The organism is Capillimicrobium parvum (genome assembly GCF_021172045.1).
GTDB classification, from domain to species: domain Bacteria; phylum Actinomycetota; class Thermoleophilia; order Solirubrobacterales; family Solirubrobacteraceae; genus Capillimicrobium; species Capillimicrobium parvum.
In genome coordinates this window covers 2,410,251-2,429,529 of sequence record NZ_CP087164.1, presented here as the reverse complement: position 1 = coordinate 2,429,529, position 19,279 = coordinate 2,410,251, and the positions used below count along the sequence as shown (strand labels likewise).

Genomic DNA, 19,279 nt, shown 5'->3' with positions numbered 1-19,279 from the left:
TTAGACCCAGCCCATGCCGACCACGGGACCTCCCTCCATGCCCCATCCGCGTATCGCCATCACCGCCGTCCCCCGCATCGTGCCGACCGCCTACGGGCGCCGCGACGCCGACACGGCGGAGCGCGGGATGGTGCACGGCGTCGTCGCGGCGGGCGGGACGCCGATCATCCTGCCGGTCGTCGCCGAGCAGCTGGCGGCGGCCCAGCTGAGCGGCGTCGACGGGCTGGTGCTCTCGGGCGGCCAGGACCTCGACGCGACGCTGTTCGGCGCCGAGCCGCATCCGTCGAGCACCTGGCTCGACGCCGCGCGCGACCGGCACGAGATCGCGCTGTGGAAGGCCGCACGCGCGGCGGGCATCCCGGTGCTGGGCATCTGCCGCGGGCTGCAGCTCGCCGTCTGCGTTGAGGGCGGCGACCTCGAGCCGCACCTCGACGGCCACAACGCCGGCGAGGCGTTCCACGACGTCCGTCATCGCGTCCGGGTCACGCCGGGCTCGCGGCTGGCGGCGATCCTCGGCTCGGGCGAGGCGGCGGTCAACACGCTGCACCACCAGGCGGTCCGGCGCCTGCCGGCCGGATGGCGCCCCGTCGCCGTCGCCGACGACGGGCTCGTGGAGGGCGCCGAGCCCGAGCAGGGCCCGTGGTTCGTCGGCATCCAGTGGCACCCGGAGCTCATGCTCGACCAGCCCGCCGGCCAGGCGATGTTCGACGGGCTGGTCGCCGCCGCGGCTCAGTCGTCGCCGGCCCAGAGCTCCTGAAGCCGCGACCACTCCGCGTCGGCCGGGTCGTCGCTGCCCGGGTAGTAGCGCGAGCCGGGGAAGTCGTGCGCGGGGCGGGTGAACGTCCCGCGCTCGAGCAGGCGCGCGATGTTGCCGCGGTAGACGTCGTCGACCTCCGCGTGCTGGCCCGGATCGCGCTCCATCCACAGGTTCGCCGGATGGATCGGCTGCGCGTACATCTCACGGAACAGCTCCGTGCGCAGGTCCTTGATCCAGTTCGAGTTGAGGTTCATCACCCGGAACTGGCGCAGCGCCTCGATGTCGACGATCCCCGAGACGAACGAGTTGAACCCCGACGTCGTGTGCCCGATCACATGGCCCTGGTAGTCGACGATGTGCGACTCGCCGCCCGCGATGTCGAACGGGTGCTCCATCCCCGGATGGACGTAGACCGGCCCCACGTTCGGGCAGAGCATGTAGAGGCTGTTGAAGTGCGCGTGCGCGCGGTTCTGCAGCAGCCACGTCCCGCCGGGATCGGACCCGGCGTGCGTCATCGGCACCGCCTCGCTCGGCCGGTAGACGACCTCCGCGCCGTTGAACGCCAGCGCGCGCAGCGCCTCGGGGTACTCGCCGTCGCTGCAGCAGATCGTCCCGATGTTGCCGATGTCATCGGTGCGCAGCACGGGGTAGAACGCGTCGATCCCCTCGCCGAACAGCTCGGTCCAGCGCTCCAGGACGTCGTGCGGGGTGCACGACCGCTCGCGGCAGAAGATGTGGTTCTTCGCGGCCTTGTGGACGATCTCGCCCTGCGGCGAGATGACGAACAGGACGTTGAAGAAGCGGTCCTCCATGATCTCGGGCCAGCGCGCCTTGCACTGGACCACGATGTAGGTCTCGTAGAGCCGGGCGAGCGCGGCGATGCGCTCGGTCTCGGGGCCGGGGATGTCGATGAACAGGTCGCGCGCGGCCTGGACGTGCGGCACGTCGAAGATCTCGTCGGTGAACCCGGTGAGCGCGCCCTCGGCCAGCGCGATGAGCCGCACCGGCATGTTGATGCCGATCATCGAGACGGCCGCGTGGATCGCGTCCTCGATGGTGTTCAGGTTGCGCTCGATGTGACGGCGCTGCCCGACGCCGTGGACGACCGTCGACAGGCCGACGGCCATGTAGGGGGCGATCGGGGTCCGTGGCTCGTCGGCTGCCATGGGGGCTTCCTCCTTCATCGGTCGAGCGCTGCGATCTCGCGCAGCACGTCGCTGGATTCGGGCAACAGCTGGCCGCCGTCGGCGACCAGCGTGTGCCCGGTCACGTAGCGGGCCTCGGGGCTCACGAGGAAGCGGACCGCCCAACCCACGTCCTCCGGCGCGCCGAGGTAGCCGACCGGCACGGCGGCGGCCATCTGCTGCAGGTACTCCTCGCCGGGCCCGTGGGCGGCACCCGTCCGGATGTTGCCCGGCAGGACCGCGTTGATCGTGATCCCGTCGCGCGCCACCTCGATCGCCGCGGTGCGCATGAAGCCGATCATGGCGGCCTTCGACGCGGCGTACTGCGACCAGCCCGGGTAGCCGGTCATCGGGCCGGTGATCGACGACGTCAGCACGACGCGCCCGTAGCCGGCCGGGCGCATGTGGCGCACCGCCGCCTGCACGCAGTTGACGGCCCCGCGGACGTTCACGCCGAGGACGGCGTCCCAGCCCGCGTCGTCGATCTCCTCGACGCGCGCCGGCGGGAAGACACCCGCGTTGGCGCACATGACGTCGATGCGGCCGTGCTCGGCCGCCACGCCGTCGATCGCCCGGTCGACCGCCGCGCGGTCGGCGACGTCGAGCTCGATCGCCTCGGCCTGCACGCCGTCGCCGCGCAACTCCCGGGTGGTCCGCTCGCCGGAGGCGCCGTCGACGTCGGCGACGATCACCGCCGCCCCCTCGCGCCCGAGCACCCGCGCGATGCCGCGGCCGATGCCGCTGGCGCCGCCGGTGACGATCGCGGTCCGCCCGTTCAGGGACTCCATCTCGCCTCCTCCGGGCATACGCTGCCCGCGTCATGAGCTCGCTGCCACTCGCCGATCAGGTCGCCGTCGTCACCGGCGGCGCGCGCGGCATCGGCGCGGCGATCGCCGCCCGGCTGCGCGCCGATGGGGCGACCGTCGTCGTGTTCGACCGCGCGCCGGACGAGGGCCGGCCGGCCGTCGACGTCACCGACGAGCATGCGGTGCAGGCCGCCGTGGCCGAGGTCGTTGCCCGGCACGGCCGCATCGATGTCCTCGTCAACAACGCGGGCGTCTACCCGCACGTCCCGTTCGAGGCGATGACGCTCGACACGTGGCGGGCGGTCATGGGGCTCAACCTCGACGGCGTCTTCGTCTGCTCGCGCGCGGTCTTCCCGGTCATGCGCGAGCAGGGCTACGGCCGGATCGTCAACATCGTCTCGTCGACATTCTTCATCGGGCAGCGCTGCCTGACCGCGTACGTCGCGAGCAAGGGCGGCGTGATCGGCTTCACGCGTGCGCTCGCCACCGAGGCGGGCCCGCTCGGCATCACGGTCAACGCGGTCGCCCCGGGCCTGATCGACACGAGGGGCGCCGCGGCGGCCGATCCGCTGTTCGACGAGGTCGTCGGCGCGCAGGCGATCGGCCGTGCGGGAGCGCCGAACGACGTCGCCGAGGCGGTCGCCTACGTCGTCACGCCGGCCGCGGGCTTCATCACCGGCCAGACGATCAACGTCGACGGCGGGCATCGCTACCACTGACCTCGTCTGTGGCTCGCGCCACGCCGAGCCGGGATGCAATGCCTCGAACTAGCCATGTGTCCAGTTTCCTTGCGGGACCGTACAGATCCCGTGGGCGCTCCGCGAGTGGCGCTCAGCCGCCCGCCGCCCCGAGTGCGGCGAGCATCCGCTGCAGCTCGGCGACGAGCTCCTCGCCGCGTCCCTCGTCCTCGAAGATGAGCTGCTGGAGCATGATGCCGTCGAGCGCGGCGAAGACGAGCCGGGCGAGCATGGGGTCGGGCTCGATGCCGATGCGGTCCAGGGCGCGAGCGGTGACGGCGAAGAACTCGTCGTACTGCGCGCGGACGTCGTCGCGAAGCTCCGGGCGCCGCCGGGCCTCGAGCGCGAGCTCGAACTGGAAGGCCTGGGCGTCGGGCTCCTCGGCGGCGAGGCCCGGCAGGTCGGCGGCGAAGTCCTCCAGGCGCCCGCTGTCGGAGTCGACGCGCGCCGCCTCGACGGCGTGGCGTGAGGCGCGCTCGAGCGCGGCGTGGACCATCGCGTCGAGCGTGCCGAAGTGGTACGTGACGAGCCCGTGGGTGAGGCCGGCCTCCGCGGCGACGCGCCGGTAGGTGAGGCCCCGGAAGCCGTGCTTGGCGATCACCCGCTCGGTGGCGTCGAGCAGCGCGTCGCGGCCTTCGTTGTGCGGCGGGCGTTCGACGCTGGCGCGCTCCATGGGGCGAGCGTATCGTCAGGCGCTCCGGAGCCGACCGCGCGGCAGTGAACTTGACATTTGTCTAGTCCGGTGGTCGACTTCACCCCATGGACACCGCCAGCCCATCGGCCGCGCTCGGCCGCCGTCACCCTCTCGACCCGCTCACCGCCGAGGAGATCTCCCGGGCCGCGGCGACCCTGCGCGCCCATCCGGAGTGTCCCGACGGCGTGCGGTTCGTGTCCATCTCCACGGCGGAGCCGCCCCGCGACGCCGCCGACCCGGTGCGCGCGGCGCAGGCCGTCCTGCACGACGTGGAGCGCCGCACGACGATCGAGGCGCGCGTGGACCTGGAGGCGGACACCGCGACCGACTGGCGGGTCCTCGAGGGCGTCGAGCCGCAGATGACCGAGGCCGAGTTCCTGGCGATCGAGGCCGCGGTGCGCCGCGCGCCCCGGTTTCAGGCGGCGCTGAAGCGGCGCGGCATCGACGACGTCTCGCTCGTCGACGTCGACCCCGTGTCGGCGGGCTGGTACGACCTCCCCGAGGAGCAGGGCGGCCACCGCCTCGCGCGGATCCTCGCCTACGTCCGGCCCGAGCCGGGCGGCAACGCGTACGCCCGCCCGCTCGAGGGGATCTTCGGCCTCGTCGACATCCACACCGGCGAGCTCGTGCACTTCGAGGACCGCGAGCCCGTGGCGCTGCCCGCCGAGGTCGGCGAGTTCCGCGCCGACCGCATCGCGCTGCGGGACGACCTGCGCCCCATCCACATCAGCCAGCCCGAGGGACCGAGCTTCACCGTCGACGGCCACGAGGTGCGCTGGCAGAAGTGGCGCGTGCGCGTCGGCTTCGACCAGCGCGAGGGGCTCGTCCTGCATGACCTCGGCTACGAGGACGACGGTGAGCTGCGCCCGATCCTGCGCCGCGCGTCCTACGCCGAGATGGTCGTCCCCTACGCCGACCCCGACCGCTTCTATCAGACGCCGCTGGACATCGGCGAGTTCAACGCCGGCACGATGACCAACTCGCTGACGCTCGGGTGCGACTGCCTCGGCGTCATCCACTACTTCGACGGCGCGTGGGCCAACGCCGACGGCGAGCCGGTCGTGGTCCCCAACGCGATCTGCCTGCACGAGGAGGACTACGGCACCCTCTGGAAGCACATGGACTTCCGCACCGGCCACGTCGAGGTCCGGCGTGCCCGGCGCCTGGTGATCTCGAGCTTCATCACCGTCGGCAACTACGACTACGGCTTCTTCTGGTACCTCTACCAGGACGGCATCATCGGCTCGGAGGTCAAGGCCACGGGCATCGTCGCCACGCAGGCGATGGCCGACGGCGAGACGTCCCCCTACGGCAAGCTCGTCGCCCCGAACCTCAACGCGATGCACCACCAGCACGTCTTCTGCGCGCGTCTGGACCCGCATCTCGACGGCGGCGGCAACTCGGTCGTGGAGGTCCAGACCGAGGCCGATCCCGTCGGTCCCGGCAACCCGCACGGCAACGCCTGGCGCACCGTCGCGCGCACCCTGCGCACCGAGGCCGAGGCCCGCCGGCGCATCGACCTTTCCACCGCCCGCAGCTGGTACATCCAGAACCCGACCAGGCCCAACCGCGTCGGCCAGCCCATCGCCTACAAGCTCATCACGGGCGAGAACACCCTCCCCTTCGCGGCCGCCGACTCGTCCATGCTCAGGCGCGCGGGCTTCGTCGACTACCACCTGTGGGTGACCCCGTACGACCCGGCCGAGCGCTACCCCGCCGGCGACTACCCCTACCAGCACAAGGGGGGCGACGGCCTGCCGCGCTGGGTCCAAGCGGACCGCAGCGTCGAGGACACCGACATCGTCGTCTGGTACACGATGAACCACCATCACGTCCCGCGGCCGGAGGACTGGCCGGTCATGCCGGTCGCCCGGATCGGCTTCGAGCTCAAGCCGTGGGGCTTCTTCGACCGCAGCCCCGCGCTCGACGTGCCACCCTCGCGGCCGGGCGAGGGCAGTTGCCACGCGCACCGCGAGGCGGCGGACTGACGCGCGCGCGGCGCTGATTCACCACGCTTGCCGTGAGGCCAGGACTCGTGCGGCTGCGCGTGCCCGTGGGGCGCCGCCACAAGGGTGGACCACGGTGAGCCACCGCGGGTTGTCGCCGGTCGAGCAGTAGGCGTACGGAGGCCGCGGTCGCTGACGTTGGTCAAGGTGACGGCATGCTGCGGGAGGATCCACCGGTCCGGCGCTTGCCCGAATCCAGGAGCGCGTGAGCGTCGCGCTCGGGCTTCTCGTGGCCGGGTACGCTCCGCGCAGCACGTGCCGACCTTCTGACCGACGCCGTCGCGAGCTTCGAGGTGGCGGCCCGGCGGGGCCTTGCCGTCTGCATGACAGTCCTCCTCCTCGCGGCGGTCAACGCGGCCGTCAGGCCGTCACGGGCATCCCCGGCCGAGTGACGACTCCGCTTCGAGGCGCAGGGGCCGCCACGCCTGCCGCAAGTCGAGGTGCTCCCTGCCTTCAGGCAAAGCGACCGACGATCATCGGCGAAGCGCTGCGGCGCCGGGCCGTTCGGCTCACGTACCGTCGCCGCTGCTCGTTTCAGACGGTGATGACGCCCGTAGGCTGCGCCATGGACGAGCCGCGCCGTCTGGACCTGCGCTCGCTGTAGACGCGCGCGGAGGGGCCGCGCCCGTCGGACGGGATGCTCGAACGTGACGCCAAGAGCCTCGACATCCCAGCGCTGATGCTGGCCACGGGGCACCTACATCCATCCACGCGAGGCCAACCCGCGTGGATGCCAATCGGGGCGGCAGCCCGTGAACCGTCGCCACACGGTCACACGCTCATGAGCGGGTCGGTGGCCCATGGTTCAACCCGCGGTCCCAGAGGCATAGACCGGCAGCGTCAAGGCGCCGATCCGCTGGCGACGTCGCCAGCGGGGCCGACGTGCTCGAGCCGCAGGCAGAGGTCCCGGTGCCAAAACTGTGCCAGAACCCTGCCGAATATGGCGGCAAACTTGCCGAATCGGCACAGGTGCCTGAGGGCGGCTTCGGGCCGCAGACACATTCATTTTGCAGGACTTTTCCCTCGACCCCATTTTATGAATGGCATTCTTGCCATGCAGAAGGCTCTTCGACCTCCGTTGAGATCGGACGAACTCTCGAGCACAACGGGCTTTTTGGCGTCTCCGACCGTCCCCGTGCTAGCGGCATAGGGGCGCAGCGCCAGTGGTGCCAGAACGGTGCCAGAACTCCGCCCCCAGCGAGCGCGACGACTCCTAGCGCGCGACGCCGATAAACCGCGGCGGGCGCGTCGCCCAGTGGTCAGCGATCGCGCCGGGCGACGAGCTCCCACCAGTCGGTCTCCTCGCCCTCAGCCCTCTGCCACTCGAGCAGCCGGGCCATGCTCTCTACCTGTGAGCCGCTGCCGACGCAGGCGCTCCACAGCTTCTGCGTGGCGCGCTTGTAGCGGTGGATGAGATCGTCGAGTTGGAATGCATCGATCGCGCCTGCGTCGTAGCGGGCGAATCCCTCGCGCACGCGCTCGAGTAGCAGCTTGAGCTGCGCCTCGTGGTACGCGCCGACCACCTCGCGATCCGCTTTGCGCTGCTGCCGGGTGCGACCTGCAGGAGACGCCACATGATCGACGGTAGGGCGACCGCCCGCCGCGCGCAACCCGCGCAGATCAGTCGTCGAGGCCCACGTCCGGATACTGCGGCGGCGCCTGGCCCGTGCGCGTCACCACGCGTGGATACCGCGCCCCGTCGGCCTCCTCGATCGCCCGGAGGGAGAGTCGAACGCGCCACTCGTCGCCGAAGTCGAACACGTAGGCGATCTTCGCCCCGACTGACAGGTCCAGCTCGGACACCGGCACCTCCGCAGTATGAGATGCCTCGTCAGGAGTGACCGGCGACGTGTATTCGGTGTCATCGTCACCCCAGAAGCGACCGTCCAGCCAGAACGAGTACAGATGGTCGTCCAGCCAGCCGAAGGCCTCCTGGATCGCGTCATGCAGCGCCGTCAGATGTTGATCGCCGCGCACGGCGATCCGCGCGCGAACCCCACGCACGTTCGCGAGCGTCGCATCGAAGACATAGACCGGCCCGGCAGTCGCCGTTCCACCTCCGAACACCATGCGCCCCGCCGGCGATAGCGCGAGACGATGACCACGCAGGCGCGGCTGCGCCGGATCCGGGAACCGCTCGACGAGCCCATACGCCTCACCGCGGCGCAGCACATCGCCGACGACCGCGCCGACGTCGCGCTCACCCGGCGGCGCCCCATCCGGCCCCGCCCAAGGCTGCCGTCGGACACGCGCGAACGCCGCAGCATCAAGCTCGCGCCAATCGCAAGATTCGCCACCGCGCAACGCATCGAGGACCGCGACGGCGACCGACTCCGTAAACGCGTCGCCCGCGCCGAGGTCCGCCGCAAGCGCCTGCAGCAGAGCGCCAGGATCGGCGGCCAGCTCACGACCGCGTGCCGTCGTCAGCAGGCGGCGGCCGCCGCGCCGCACCAACCGCAGCCGCCGGAGTCCTTCATGCAGCGCCTCCAGCACCGCCAGCTCGGCCTCGCGATGCGGCGGACCGAAAAGTTCCGCATCCCACCACCCCGGCCACCGCTCCGCCGCCTCTCGCACCACCACCCGAGCCAACGCATACGTCTGCGTCAACGGCACACCAGCCTCCGCCTGGTCGAGCAGCCACCGCGCCGGTGCGGTCGCCGCGAGGACCTCCGGGGCAACCACCTCATCGGCCGAACTCACAGCGCCGGATCCTAAGGCGCGCGCCTCGACCCCCGAGAGCGGCCGCGCCTCCACGACCACGATGGGGCGCGAGCGATCCGCCGCCTAGGCGGCGGCCAGCGCTGGCGCCAGCGCTTCAGCGCTGGTCTCCACCGTCTCCGGCACGGTCGCCGTCAGATGACCATCGCGGTCCAGGATCCGACGAGGGCCCAGCAACGTCAGGCCCACGATCCGCGACGTGGCCGGCGCGTAACGGATGACGTGCCCCTCCGGAGTCTCCTCACCGTCGGCCTGCTGAGGCGGATCGACGTGCAGGTACAAGACGTCGTTGTCGGCGTCGTAGTCGGCATGGTCGAAGGTGACCGCGCCGATCGTGATGCTCACGCGCTCCATGGCCTCGGGTCCTTGCGGTGGCCGAACGCGGAGATGATCCGTGCCGGCTCCTGCTCAGAGCTTACGACCACCAGCAGCATCGACTGGGCCCCGCGTCTCGCACGTATTAGCGCCGTCGCTCCTCGAAGACAGGATCGGCCTCGACGTGAGCGGGCGACCGGACGGCCCGCAGCATTGCGTCGACGTGGAGCTCGAGCTCAGGGTGGCCGCGGAGCACCTTCTCCCGCCACACGCGCCCGGGCAGCACCACCCGCGCACCGCTCGGATCGAACACTTCGCGGATGACGTCATGGGCCGTCACACCGACAGCATGGAGTGCACAGCGGACGTCCGACCGCCCAGCGAATCGGGTCCCGAAACAGGTCCCGAACTGCCCGATTCTGACCCCTTCTGAGCGCAACTGAGGGCATCTCCGAAGCCCGTAAGTACCGCGAATGCGCCAACTTGTCGGCCGATCATAATCCGCGTGTCCGGAGGGTTCGAGTCCCTCCTCCGGCATCACTGTGATGTCTCGGGACATATGTCCTGAGGCCAGACACCTCCTCCGGCATCTCGAAAGCCCTGCAGACCGAGGCTTTCTGTTTTTGCAGGGGTGACGGGCCGTCAGCGGGCGAGAAACCCGCCGTCGACCATGAAGTTCGCGCCGGTGACCCAAGCGCTCTCGTCGGACGCGAGGAAGAGCGCCATCGCCGCCACGTCCTCGACCTCGCCGATGCGAGTCAACATGATGCTGTCGAGATGGTCCGTGTTGAACTTCTGGTCGGTGAGCATCCGTGCGGTTGCCGGTGAAGCGATGATGCCGGGGGAGATCGAGTTGGCCCGGATTGCGTGTGGGCCGCCCTCCAGCGCCAGTTCGCGCGTGAGGGCGATCACGGCGCCCTTGGCCGCGGCGTGGGCGAACGACCCGGGGGTGGCTTGTATCGCGCTGACGCCCGAGATCGACCCGGTGTTGATGATCGATCCGCCGCCGTCCACGAGATACCTCCAAGCGGCACTACAGACGTAGAAGATCAGATCGACTTCGTTGCGGATCGTCGCGTGCCAGTCCTCGTCGGTGAGGTCGCCGATCGATCCGAAGCGGGCCTCAGACGCGTTGTTGTAGAGGATGTCGATGCCGCCACCGAGGCGGGCGGCCTCCGCGACCCATGCCCGCGCTGCGGCAGAGTCCCCGAGGTCCACCGGTGCATGCGAGTCCATCCTGCCGCCGGCGGCACGCACGCGTTCCAGGGTCTCCGCGGCCCCCGCAGCGTTCACGTCGCAGCCCATGACATGCGCCCCCTCGCTCGCAAACAGCTCCGCCGCGGCTCGACCCTGCCCGCCGGCGGTCCCGGTGATGAGCGCCACCTTTCCGTCAAGCCGCCCGGTCTTCATGGGAAGACACCCGACGACCAGGCGCGGCAGCAGCGAGTGTCCGGTGTCACGGTTCGCCGGAGTGGGCGACCGTGGACGAGCGGTTGCCCACCGGCACTCGGCGATTCCGGCACCGTGGCTGACCGCTCGTGCCGTGTCCGAGCGTGCGTCAACTGCCCTGCCAGAGCTTGCCGAACGTTGCCTTGGGATCGACATCCCTCGGCACGAACCAACCGTGGGGGAAGTCCGCCGCGTTGTCGGCTGTGACCAGCCGGACGGGCATCTGCGTCGTGTCCCAGACATCGTGCCCGGCGGACGCCCGCGCCACCACGTCCAGCGCCGCCCAACCCAGGTACGGGAAGGGCGCCGAGATCGTCGCCTTGAACACCGTGCCGCCCTGCTTGATCAGGCCGACCATCTCGGGCGTGCCGTCGTAGCCGGTGACGCCGACCTCGCGTCCCTGCTCCTGAGCCGTCTTGCCGGCGGGCACCGCCCAGTAGTCACCGGGCCACACCACGTAATCGAAGCTCCCTTCGGGATAGCGCCTCAGCGCGCCCAGCCAGGACGGCGGACCAGCGTCGCTCAGCTCCGCGGCGGATGTCTGGAGATCCGCGACGACCTTGCACCCAGGACAGTCCTTCGCGATCGTGTCCTCGAATCCGGCGACGCGGCGCGGATTGATGGCGAAGCCCTTGTCGTTGAACACGAGGATCTTCGCTTTTCCGCCCGAGTCGGCGATCACATACTGCGCCATGGCCTGTCCAGCGGGGTAGCCACCGGTCGTGACGTCGTAGATCTTTCCTTCATAGCCCTCGTTGTCGCACATGACGCAGGCAACCGGGATGTTCGCCTTGTTGGCTGCGGCGAGGGCAGACTCCACGGTCGCGGCGTCGATGACGAGCAGGATGATCGCGTCGTATTTCTCTTGGACCGCCTGCTGGATGAAGCCGGCCTGAGCCGTCGGGCTGAACTTTCCGTCCATCGACGGACCCACCGTCCAGCCCATCGTCCTCGCCGCTTCGTGGACGCCCTCGTTCATCGCGTCGAAACCCGCATCCTGGCCGGCCAGGATCACTGCGACCCGCTTCTTGCCCGGGTCGAACGGCTCGGTCGGTGCCGGCAGTTTCACGCCCTCGGTCTCCATGAGCTGCTCGACCTGCACCTTGGCCTTGGCGACGACCTCCTGATCACCGCCGCTGGACGCGACGATGGTCGCTGTTCGCACGGTCGAGCCACTGGAGTCGTCGCCGCTCCCGCAGCCGACGAACCCGAGCCCGCAGACCACCACCACGACCGCGAGCAGCCATCCTGCCCGTCCCACCGATGCCTTCTGCGGTTCACCCGATGCCTCGCGCGTTCTCGTCCGCACCATGTCCCCCGCTCCTCAACTCGCCAGCTTGCCGAGCCGCCGTTTGATGATCATTCGCCAGACCAGATGGGGGCGAACGCCGCCTTGGGATCGAAGTCGTGCGGCACGTACCACCCCTTCGGGAACTTCGCCGCGTTCTGCGGAGTGACCAGACGCAACGGCAGCTGAGTGGTGTCCCACGTCTCGAGACCGGCCGAGGCCCGAGCGACCTGGTCCAGCGCGGCCCACGGGAGGTACTCGAACGGGGCGGTGACGGTGGCCTTGAACACCGGCCCGTCCTTCTCGATCATGCGCACCATCTCCGGCGATCCGTCGTAGCCCGTGATTGCGACGTTGCGTCCCTGTTCGAGCGCCGTCTTGCCGGCCGGGATCGCGTAGTAGTCGTACGGGAAGACGGTCCAGTCGAAATCGTCCGGCGAGTAACGCCGCAGCGCGCCGAGCCACTCGGGCGGCCCCGGCTTCGCGAGACTGGCCGGCGTCATCTGCACCGTGTCGACGATCTCGCACTCCGGACAGACCTGAGCGAGCGTGTCTCGGAAACCTTCCACGCGCGTCTTCACGATCGAGTACGCCTTGTCGTCGAACAGCAGAACCTTCGCCTTGCCGCCCGAGGCTGCGGTGACATAGTTCGCGATCGCCTCGCCGCCCGGGCGACCGCTTGTCGTGACGTCGATGATCTCGTCCTCGTACCCCTTGTTCTCGCACATGAGGCACGCGACAGGGATGTTCGCCTGCTTCGCTGCCGCCAACGCCGACTCGATGTTCACCGCGTCGATGACGAGCAGGATGATCGCGTCATACTTCTCGTTGACCGCCTGCTGGATGAACCCTGCTTGAGCGGCCGGGTTGAACTTCCCGTCCATCGGCGGTCCCAGCGTCCAACCCATGGTGTCGGCCGCCTCCTTCAGCGAGTCGACCATCGCCGTGAAGCCCTCGTCCTGCCCCGCCATGATCACCGCCGCCCGCTTGTGGCCCGGATCGAACGGCTTGTCGGGAACCGGGAACTTCACCCCCTCGGTCTTGGAGAGCTCTGCGACCTTCTTCTCCGCGGCCGCCACCGCATCGCCCGCCGGTTCGTCCGCCGCCGCGGGCTCGGCCGTGGAGGCTGCCGTGCTGGTATCGTCGCTACTCCCACACCCGCTCGCGAAGGCTAGGGTGAGGATCATCGCCAAGAGGATCGCGAGGGTGCCCACGCCGCGGCCCCGACAGCGCGCCTTCCGGCCGCCGACGTCTTGCGTGATCTCTAGGTCTGATCGTGACATCGGGACTCCTCGATTTGTTGTTGCCAACGACTCCCCGTAAGGGCACTAACCCGCGAATGCCTGCGCATCCCGGCCTCCGACGGCCGGCGTGAACCGGAACACTCGTCCGCCGCGCGCCGCATCGCACCCGGCCGGCTCCGCGGCGGTTGTGACGAAGAGATCTGCGTGGCGGGTGCCGCCGAACGCACAGCTGGTGACCCGCGCCGCCGGAATCCGCACAGTGTCGGTAACCGCTCCGGAGGCCGAGTGGCGACGCACCATGCCCGCCCCGTACATCGCGATCCAGAGCCCGCCCTCGAGGTCGACGGCCATGCCGTCGGGCTCGCCGTGCGCCGGGTCCACCGTGATCAGCTCGCGTCGGCGGCTGAGCGTGCCGGCCGTCGGGTCGAAGTCGAACGCCCACACCGCGACACGACTGTCGACGAGGTACATCGTGTCGCCGGACTCGCTCCACGCCATACCGTTCGGAAGCGTGAGCCCGTCGAGGATGCGGGTGAGCGTCCAGTCGTGGTCGAGGCGGTACAGCGCGCCCTCACCGGGCGCGAAGGTCGCGGCCAGCGTCCCGATCCACGCGCGCCCCTGGGGATCGCACTTCGCGTCGTTACACCGCACGGCCATTCCCGGCGGCCGGTCGATCGGGGCGATGAGCTCTGGCGTGGCCTGGCGGTCGGGGAGCACCGCGACGCCCTCTTCGAGTGCGACGAGGTAGCCACCTTGCGTGCGCGGGAGAACCGCGCTCGCCGGTTGGCCACAATCGACGGTCACGGTCGTGTCGGCACCGATCCAGTGGACCAAGCCGGCGTCGAGGTCGACACACGCGAGCTCCTCGTACCGATCGTCCCAGAGCGGTCCTTCGCCGATCTCGCAGCTCACGTCCCCCCACGGCACCGGCACGGGAACGGCGGGCAAGCCTGAGTGCGGGCTCGCGGCGTTCATGGCGTGCGATTGCCGTTGTGGCAGATCTCGGCGATGCGGTCGGGGGTGACGGGGAGGGTGCGCAGGCGGGGCTGCCAGGGGGCGAGGGCATCGAGGACCGCGCAGGTGACGGCGGCGGGCGCGGAGATCAGTCCGCCTTCGCCGATGCCCTTGATCCCGCCGATCGAGAACGGCGACGGGCTCTCGAGATGGTTGACGTCGATCCGCGGGACCTCCATCGTGGTCGGGATCAGGTAGTCCATGTAGGTCGTCGCCAGCGGCTGGCCCTGCTCGTCGTAGGCGAGGTGCTCGAGCAGCGCCCCGCCGATGCCTTGGGCGATCGCCCCGTGAACTTGGCCCTCGACGATCATCGGGTTGATCACCGTTCCGCAGTCCTCGGAGGCCACGATCCGCTCGATCGTGATCTCGGTCGTCTCCGGGTCGACCTCGACGACCGCGATGATCGTGCCGTTGGAGTACGTCGCCGGCGGGTCGTAGAACATCGTCGCCGACAGATAGACGTCCTCGCCTTCGCCTCGAACCCGAGGATCGAAGTACGCGGCGCCCGCCACCTCCGCAAACGACACGCCCGCATCCGGATCGCCGGCCACCGACACCTGACCATCGGCGATCTCGAGATCCTCGGGCGAGACCTCCAACAACCGGCCGGCCGCCGCCAGGATCTTCTCGCGCACCCGAGCCGCGGCCAGCGACACCGTCCCGCCGCCGATGATCGCGCTGCGACTCGCGTGTGTGCCCATCCCGAACGGCGACGTGCTCGTGTCGCCGAACACCACCGCGACGTCCTCGATCGCCACGCCCAACCCATCCGCCGCGACCTGGGCAAACGTCGTCTCATGCCCCTGCCCGTGCGAATGCAGGCCCACCGCCACCGTCACCTTCCCCGTCGGCTCCACCGTGACGACCGCTCTGTCGTTCGACGGCACGGGAAGGAGAGCTTGCGAGCCGGCATCGGTCCCGAAGCCGGTGAGCTCGTTGTACGGGCTGATGCCGATGCCGATGTAACGTCCCTGCTCGCGCAGCTCGCGCTGACGCTCGCGCAACGCCCAGTAGTCGATCATCTCCAGCGCGTCGGCCAGCGACTCCGTGTAGCTGCCGGAGTCATAGAGCATGTCCGTGCACGTCCGGTGCGGAAACGACCCCGGCGCGATCATGTTCAACCGCCGAAACTCCGCCGGATCGAGCCCCAGATCACGCGCGACCTCATCGAAGAACAGCTCTCGCGCCGAATGCCCCGCCGTCCAGCCCACGCCCCGGAAGGGCCCGATGGGCGTCTTGTTCGTCACGACCCCGATCACTTCGTAGTCGTAGTTGGCGATGTCGTAGACGCCCGGCATCAGCTGCGCCGCGACGAGCGGCTCGATCAGGACGCTCGCCGTGTTGAAGGAGTAGCCGCCGCCGTCGCCGATGAGCTGGGCGCGCATGCCGAGGATCCGGCCCTCCCCGGTCACCGCTAGCTCCATCGAGATGATCTGCTCCTTGGCGTGACTGCCCGCGATCAGGTTCTCCCGACGATCCTCCACCCACTTCACCGGACAACCCAGCCGCCGGGCAAGCTCGCAGACGATCACCTCCTCGGGATACGTCGCCATCTTCTGGCCGAAGCCGCCGCCCACCGCCGGCGTGCTCACCCGGATCCGCTGCTCCGGCATGCCGAGCGCCGCAGAGAGGGACATACGCAGCAGGTGCGGCGTCTGACTGGAGGTCTGGATGTGGAGCCGGTCGGGTCCTGTCTCGAAGGTCGCGATCGCCCCCCGCGTCTCCATCGGAGCGGCCATGAACCGGTTCGTGTGAAACCGCCCCTCGAACACCCGATCCGCCGCCGCGAACGCCGCCCCCGTATCACCATGCGCACGCGACCGCCGATACAGCACGTTCGTCCCCAACTCCTCAAACAACACCGGCGCATCCGCCGCCATCCCCGCCACCGCATCCGTCACCGCACCCAACGGCTCGTACCCGACCACCACCAGATCAGCCGCATCCTCGGCCACATACCGGTCCTCGGCCACCACCGCCGCAACCGCCTCACCCACGAACCGCACCCGATCCACTGCCAACACCGGCTGCGGCGTCTTCAACAAACCCTCGACCGCGAGAGGGTCGACCAGGGGGGCGACGGAGTGCAGGTGCTCGGCGGTCACGACCGCGACCACTCCGGGCAGCGCCAACGCCCGCGACACGTCGACCGACACCATTCGCGCATGCGCATACGGCGATCGCACGAACCCCACATGCTTCATCCCCGCCACCTTCACATCGGCGAGGAACCGCGCGCTGCCGGTCAAGAACCGATCGTCCTCGACACGCGGCACCCGCGCACCCACGAACTTCCCACGGACCAAGAGGCTGCTCGTATCCACTGTGCAACTATCTGCCGGCACCCCCAGTGGCGTCATGGTGGACGCTCACAAACCGCTCGTCGCCACGACCAAACCTGGAGGGTGTCCAGCGCTGTGGCTCACATCGAGCCAGGTCCCACGACCGCGTCAGACGAGGGACTCGCGCCGAGGTGCGGGATTCGGCGCCCTCAGGCGCCAGACTCCGCGGAGCGTGCCCACGCTCCTCCTGGACGGCCGAGTATTCCCGGTGCCCGGCGCGTCAACCGTTCGACGAGCCGGCCGGCACCACGATGTTCGTCACGCTCGTTCCCCGACAGCACAAACCGGCAGCATGTGACCAGGCCCTGCGGGGGCCGACGCACCGACGACCACGTCGGGTCGGGTCGACCGGCCCATCACTCTTGTCGGCAGATCTCGGCGATGCGGTCGGGGGTGACGGGCAGGGTGCGCAGGCGGGGCTCCCAGGGGGCGAGGGCATCGAGGACCGCGCAGGTGACGGCGGCGGGCGCGGAGATCAGACCGCCTTCGCCGATGCCCTTGATCCCGCCGATCGAGAACGGCGACGGGCTCTCGAGATGGTTGACGTCGATCCGCGGGACCTCCATCGTGGTCGGGATCAGGTAGTCCATGTAGGTCGTCGCCAGCGGCTGGCCCTGCTCGTCGTAGGCGAGGTGCTCGAGCAGCGCCCCGCCGATGCCTTGGGCGATCGCGCCGTGAACCTGGCCCTCGACGATCATCGGGTTGATCACCGTTCCGCAGTCCTCGGAGGCCACGATCCGCTCGATCGTGATCTCGGTCGTCTCCGGGTCGACCTCGACGACCGCGATGATCGTGCCGTTGGAGTACGTCGCCGGCGGGTCATAGAACATCGTCGCCGACAGATAGACGTCCTCGCCTTCGCCTCGAACCCGAGGATCGAAGTACGCGGCGCCCGCCACCTCCGCAAACGACACGCCCGCGTCCGGATCGCCGGCCACCGACACCCGACCATCGACGATCTCCAGATCCTCGGGCGAGACCTCCAACAACCGGCCCGCCGCCGCCAGGACCTTCTCGCGCACCCGAGCCGCGGCCAGCGACACCGTCCCGCCGCCGATGATCGCGCTGCGACTCGCATACGTCCCCATCCCGAACGGCGACGTGCTCGTATCGCCGAACACCACCGCGACGTCCTCGATCGCCACGCCCAACCCATCCGCCGCGACCTGAGCAAACGTCGTCTCATGCCCCTGCCCATGCGAATGAAAGCCCACCGCCACCGTCACCTTCCCGGTCGGCTCAACCGTGACCATTGCGTTGTCATGTGAGGGAAATGGGAACCCGGCCTGCGAGGCGGAGTCCGTCCCGAAGCCGGTGAGCTCGTTGTAGGGGCTGATGCCGATGCCGATGTAGCGCCCCTGCGCGCGCAGCTCGCGCTGACGCTCGCGCAGCGCGCGGTAGTCGACCATCTCCAGCGCGTCGGCCAGCGACTCCGTATAGCTGCCCGAGTCATAGAGCATGTCCGTGCACGTGCGATGCGGAAACGAGCCCGGCGCGATCATGTTCAACCGCCGAAACTCCGCCGGATCGAGCCCCAGATCACGCGCGACCTCATCGAACAACAGCTCCCGCGCCGAATGCCCCGCCGTCCAGCCGATCCCCCGGAACGAGGCCACGGGCGTCTTGTTCGTCACGACCCCGATCACTTCGTAGTCGTAGTTGGCGATGTCGTACACCCCGGGCATGCTCTGGGCGGCGACCTGCGGTTCCACGAGGATGCTGGACGTGTTGAAGGAGTAGCCGCCGCCGTCGCCGATGAGCTGGGCGCGCATGCCGAGGATCCGGCCCTCCCCGGTCACCGCCAACTCCAGCGAGATGATCTGCTCCTTGGCGTGACTGCCCGCGATCAGGTTCTCCCGACGATCCTCCACCCACTTCACCGGACAACCCAATCGCCGCGCCAGCGCTGCGACCACGACCTCCTCGGGCGACGTCGCGATCTTCTGGCCGAAGCCGCCGCCCACCGCCGGCGTGCTCACCCGGATCCGCTGCTCCGGCATGCCCAGGACGCCGGCGAGCGCCATCCGCAGCAGGTGCGGCGTCTGGCTGGACGTCTGGATGTGCAGGCGGTCGGGGCCGGTCTCGAAGGTCGCGATCGCCCCACGTGTCTCCATCGGAGCCGCCATGAACCGGTTCGTGTGAAACCGCCCCTCGAACACCCGATCAGCCGCCGCGAACGCCGAATCCGTATCACCATGCGCACGCGACCGCCGATACAGCACGTTCGTGCCCAACTCCTCAAACAACACCGGCGCATCCGCCGCCATCCCCGCCACCGCATCCGTCACCGCACCCAACGGCTCATACTCGACCACCACCAGATCCGCGGCATCCTCGGCCACATACCGGTCCTCGGCCACCACCGCCGCAACCGCCTCACCCACGAACCGCACCCGATCCACCGCCAACACCGGCTGCGGCGTCTTCGACAACCCCTCGATCTGCATGGCGTCCACCAGCCGTCCGACGTCGGCCAGGTCCTCCCCGGTCACAACCGCGGCCACCCCGGCCAGCGCCAACGCCTGCGACACGTCGACCGACACCACCCGCGCATGCGCATACGGCGACCGCACAAACGCCACATGCTTCATCCCCGCCACCTTCACATCGGCGATGAACCTCGCACTCCCCGTCAAGAACCGATCGTCCTCGACCCGCGGCACCCGCGCACCCACGAACTTCCCACGGGTGAACGTCTTGTTCTCAACCATCAGCGCGTTTCCGT

At 69.6% G+C, this 19,279-nt stretch carries 16 protein-coding genes; 3 read left to right on the top strand and 13 right to left on the bottom strand.

Features of this window, described 5'->3' with window-relative positions:
* The first annotated feature begins 37 nt into the window (after positions 1-37).
* Entirely contained in the window at positions 38-757 is a 720-nt protein-coding gene (locus DSM104329_RS11990) for a gamma-glutamyl-gamma-aminobutyrate hydrolase family protein (protein WP_259315678.1), read from the top strand.
* On the opposite strand, the gene DSM104329_RS11985 is transcribed toward DSM104329_RS11990, so the two are convergent.
* Positions 730-1,923 (bottom strand): nitrilase-related carbon-nitrogen hydrolase, encoded by a 1,194-nt coding sequence (locus DSM104329_RS11985; RefSeq protein ID WP_259315677.1) that lies wholly within the window; start codon positions 1,921-1,923, stop codon positions 730-732. The two genes, DSM104329_RS11990 and DSM104329_RS11985, sit on opposite strands and share 28 nt — an antisense overlap.
* A 14-nt stretch (positions 1,924-1,937) precedes the next feature.
* The gene (locus DSM104329_RS11980; RefSeq protein WP_259315676.1) at positions 1,938-2,729 is read right to left on the bottom strand and encodes an SDR family oxidoreductase; all 792 of its coding nucleotides are present in this window, start codon (positions 2,727-2,729) and stop codon (positions 1,938-1,940) included.
* A 32-nt stretch (positions 2,730-2,761) separates the two neighbouring features.
* On the opposite strand from DSM104329_RS11980, the gene DSM104329_RS11975 reads away from it, so the two are divergent.
* The gene (locus DSM104329_RS11975; protein ID WP_259315675.1) at positions 2,762-3,466 is read left to right on the top strand and encodes an SDR family NAD(P)-dependent oxidoreductase; all 705 of its coding nucleotides are present in this window, start codon (positions 2,762-2,764) and stop codon (positions 3,464-3,466) included.
* A gap of 112 nt (positions 3,467-3,578) precedes the next feature.
* Here the strand turns inward: DSM104329_RS11975 and DSM104329_RS11970 are convergent, their stop codons facing one another.
* Complete coding sequence (locus DSM104329_RS11970; protein ID WP_259315674.1) at positions 3,579-4,157, bottom strand: TetR/AcrR family transcriptional regulator; 579 nt, start codon at positions 4,155-4,157, stop codon at positions 3,579-3,581.
* An 86-nt stretch (positions 4,158-4,243) separates the two neighbouring features.
* Between DSM104329_RS11970 and DSM104329_RS11965 the strand changes: the two genes are divergently transcribed.
* Entirely contained in the window at positions 4,244-6,166 is a 1,923-nt protein-coding gene (locus tag DSM104329_RS11965) for a primary-amine oxidase (RefSeq protein WP_259315673.1), read from the top strand.
* 1,277 nt (positions 6,167-7,443) lie between these two features.
* Here the strand turns inward: DSM104329_RS11965 and DSM104329_RS11960 are convergent.
* The 10 genes from DSM104329_RS11960 to DSM104329_RS11915 form a co-directional block, all read right to left on the bottom strand.
* Positions 7,444-7,707, bottom strand: coding sequence for a hypothetical protein (locus DSM104329_RS11960; protein WP_259315672.1), 264 nt, complete (start codon positions 7,705-7,707; stop codon positions 7,444-7,446).
* Between the two features lie 97 nt (positions 7,708-7,804).
* Positions 7,805-8,884, bottom strand: coding sequence for a plasmid pRiA4b ORF-3 family protein (locus DSM104329_RS11955; protein WP_259315671.1), 1,080 nt, complete (start codon positions 8,882-8,884; stop codon positions 7,805-7,807).
* An 84-nt stretch (positions 8,885-8,968) separates the two neighbouring features.
* Positions 8,969-9,247 (bottom strand): DUF2283 domain-containing protein, encoded by a 279-nt coding sequence (locus DSM104329_RS11950; RefSeq protein WP_259315670.1) that lies wholly within the window; start codon positions 9,245-9,247, stop codon positions 8,969-8,971.
* A 115-nt stretch (positions 9,248-9,362) separates the two neighbouring features.
* Positions 9,363-9,557, bottom strand: coding sequence for a hypothetical protein (locus DSM104329_RS11945; protein WP_259315669.1), 195 nt, complete (start codon positions 9,555-9,557; stop codon positions 9,363-9,365).
* Positions 9,558-9,859: 302 nt separating this feature from the next.
* Entirely contained in the window at positions 9,860-10,627 is a 768-nt protein-coding gene (locus DSM104329_RS11940) for an SDR family NAD(P)-dependent oxidoreductase (protein ID WP_259315668.1), read from the bottom strand.
* Positions 10,628-10,775: 148 nt separating this feature from the next.
* Complete coding sequence (locus tag DSM104329_RS11935) at positions 10,776-11,978, bottom strand: sugar ABC transporter substrate-binding protein (RefSeq protein ID WP_259315667.1); 1,203 nt, start codon at positions 11,976-11,978, stop codon at positions 10,776-10,778.
* A 47-nt stretch (positions 11,979-12,025) separates the two neighbouring features.
* The gene (locus DSM104329_RS11930; RefSeq protein WP_259315666.1) at positions 12,026-13,168 is read right to left on the bottom strand and encodes a sugar ABC transporter substrate-binding protein; all 1,143 of its coding nucleotides are present in this window, start codon (positions 13,166-13,168) and stop codon (positions 12,026-12,028) included.
* Between the two features lie 114 nt (positions 13,169-13,282).
* Positions 13,283-14,146, bottom strand: coding sequence for an SMP-30/gluconolactonase/LRE family protein (locus tag DSM104329_RS11925; protein WP_259315665.1), 864 nt, complete (start codon positions 14,144-14,146; stop codon positions 13,283-13,285).
* 23 nt (positions 14,147-14,169) lie between these two features.
* Positions 14,170-16,572, bottom strand: coding sequence for a xanthine dehydrogenase family protein molybdopterin-binding subunit (locus tag DSM104329_RS11920; RefSeq protein ID WP_259315664.1), 2,403 nt, complete (start codon positions 16,570-16,572; stop codon positions 14,170-14,172).
* A gap of 338 nt (positions 16,573-16,910) precedes the next feature.
* Positions 16,911-19,265 (bottom strand): xanthine dehydrogenase family protein molybdopterin-binding subunit, encoded by a 2,355-nt coding sequence (locus DSM104329_RS11915; protein WP_259315663.1) that lies wholly within the window; start codon positions 19,263-19,265, stop codon positions 16,911-16,913.
* Positions 19,266-19,279 lie beyond the last annotated feature (14 nt).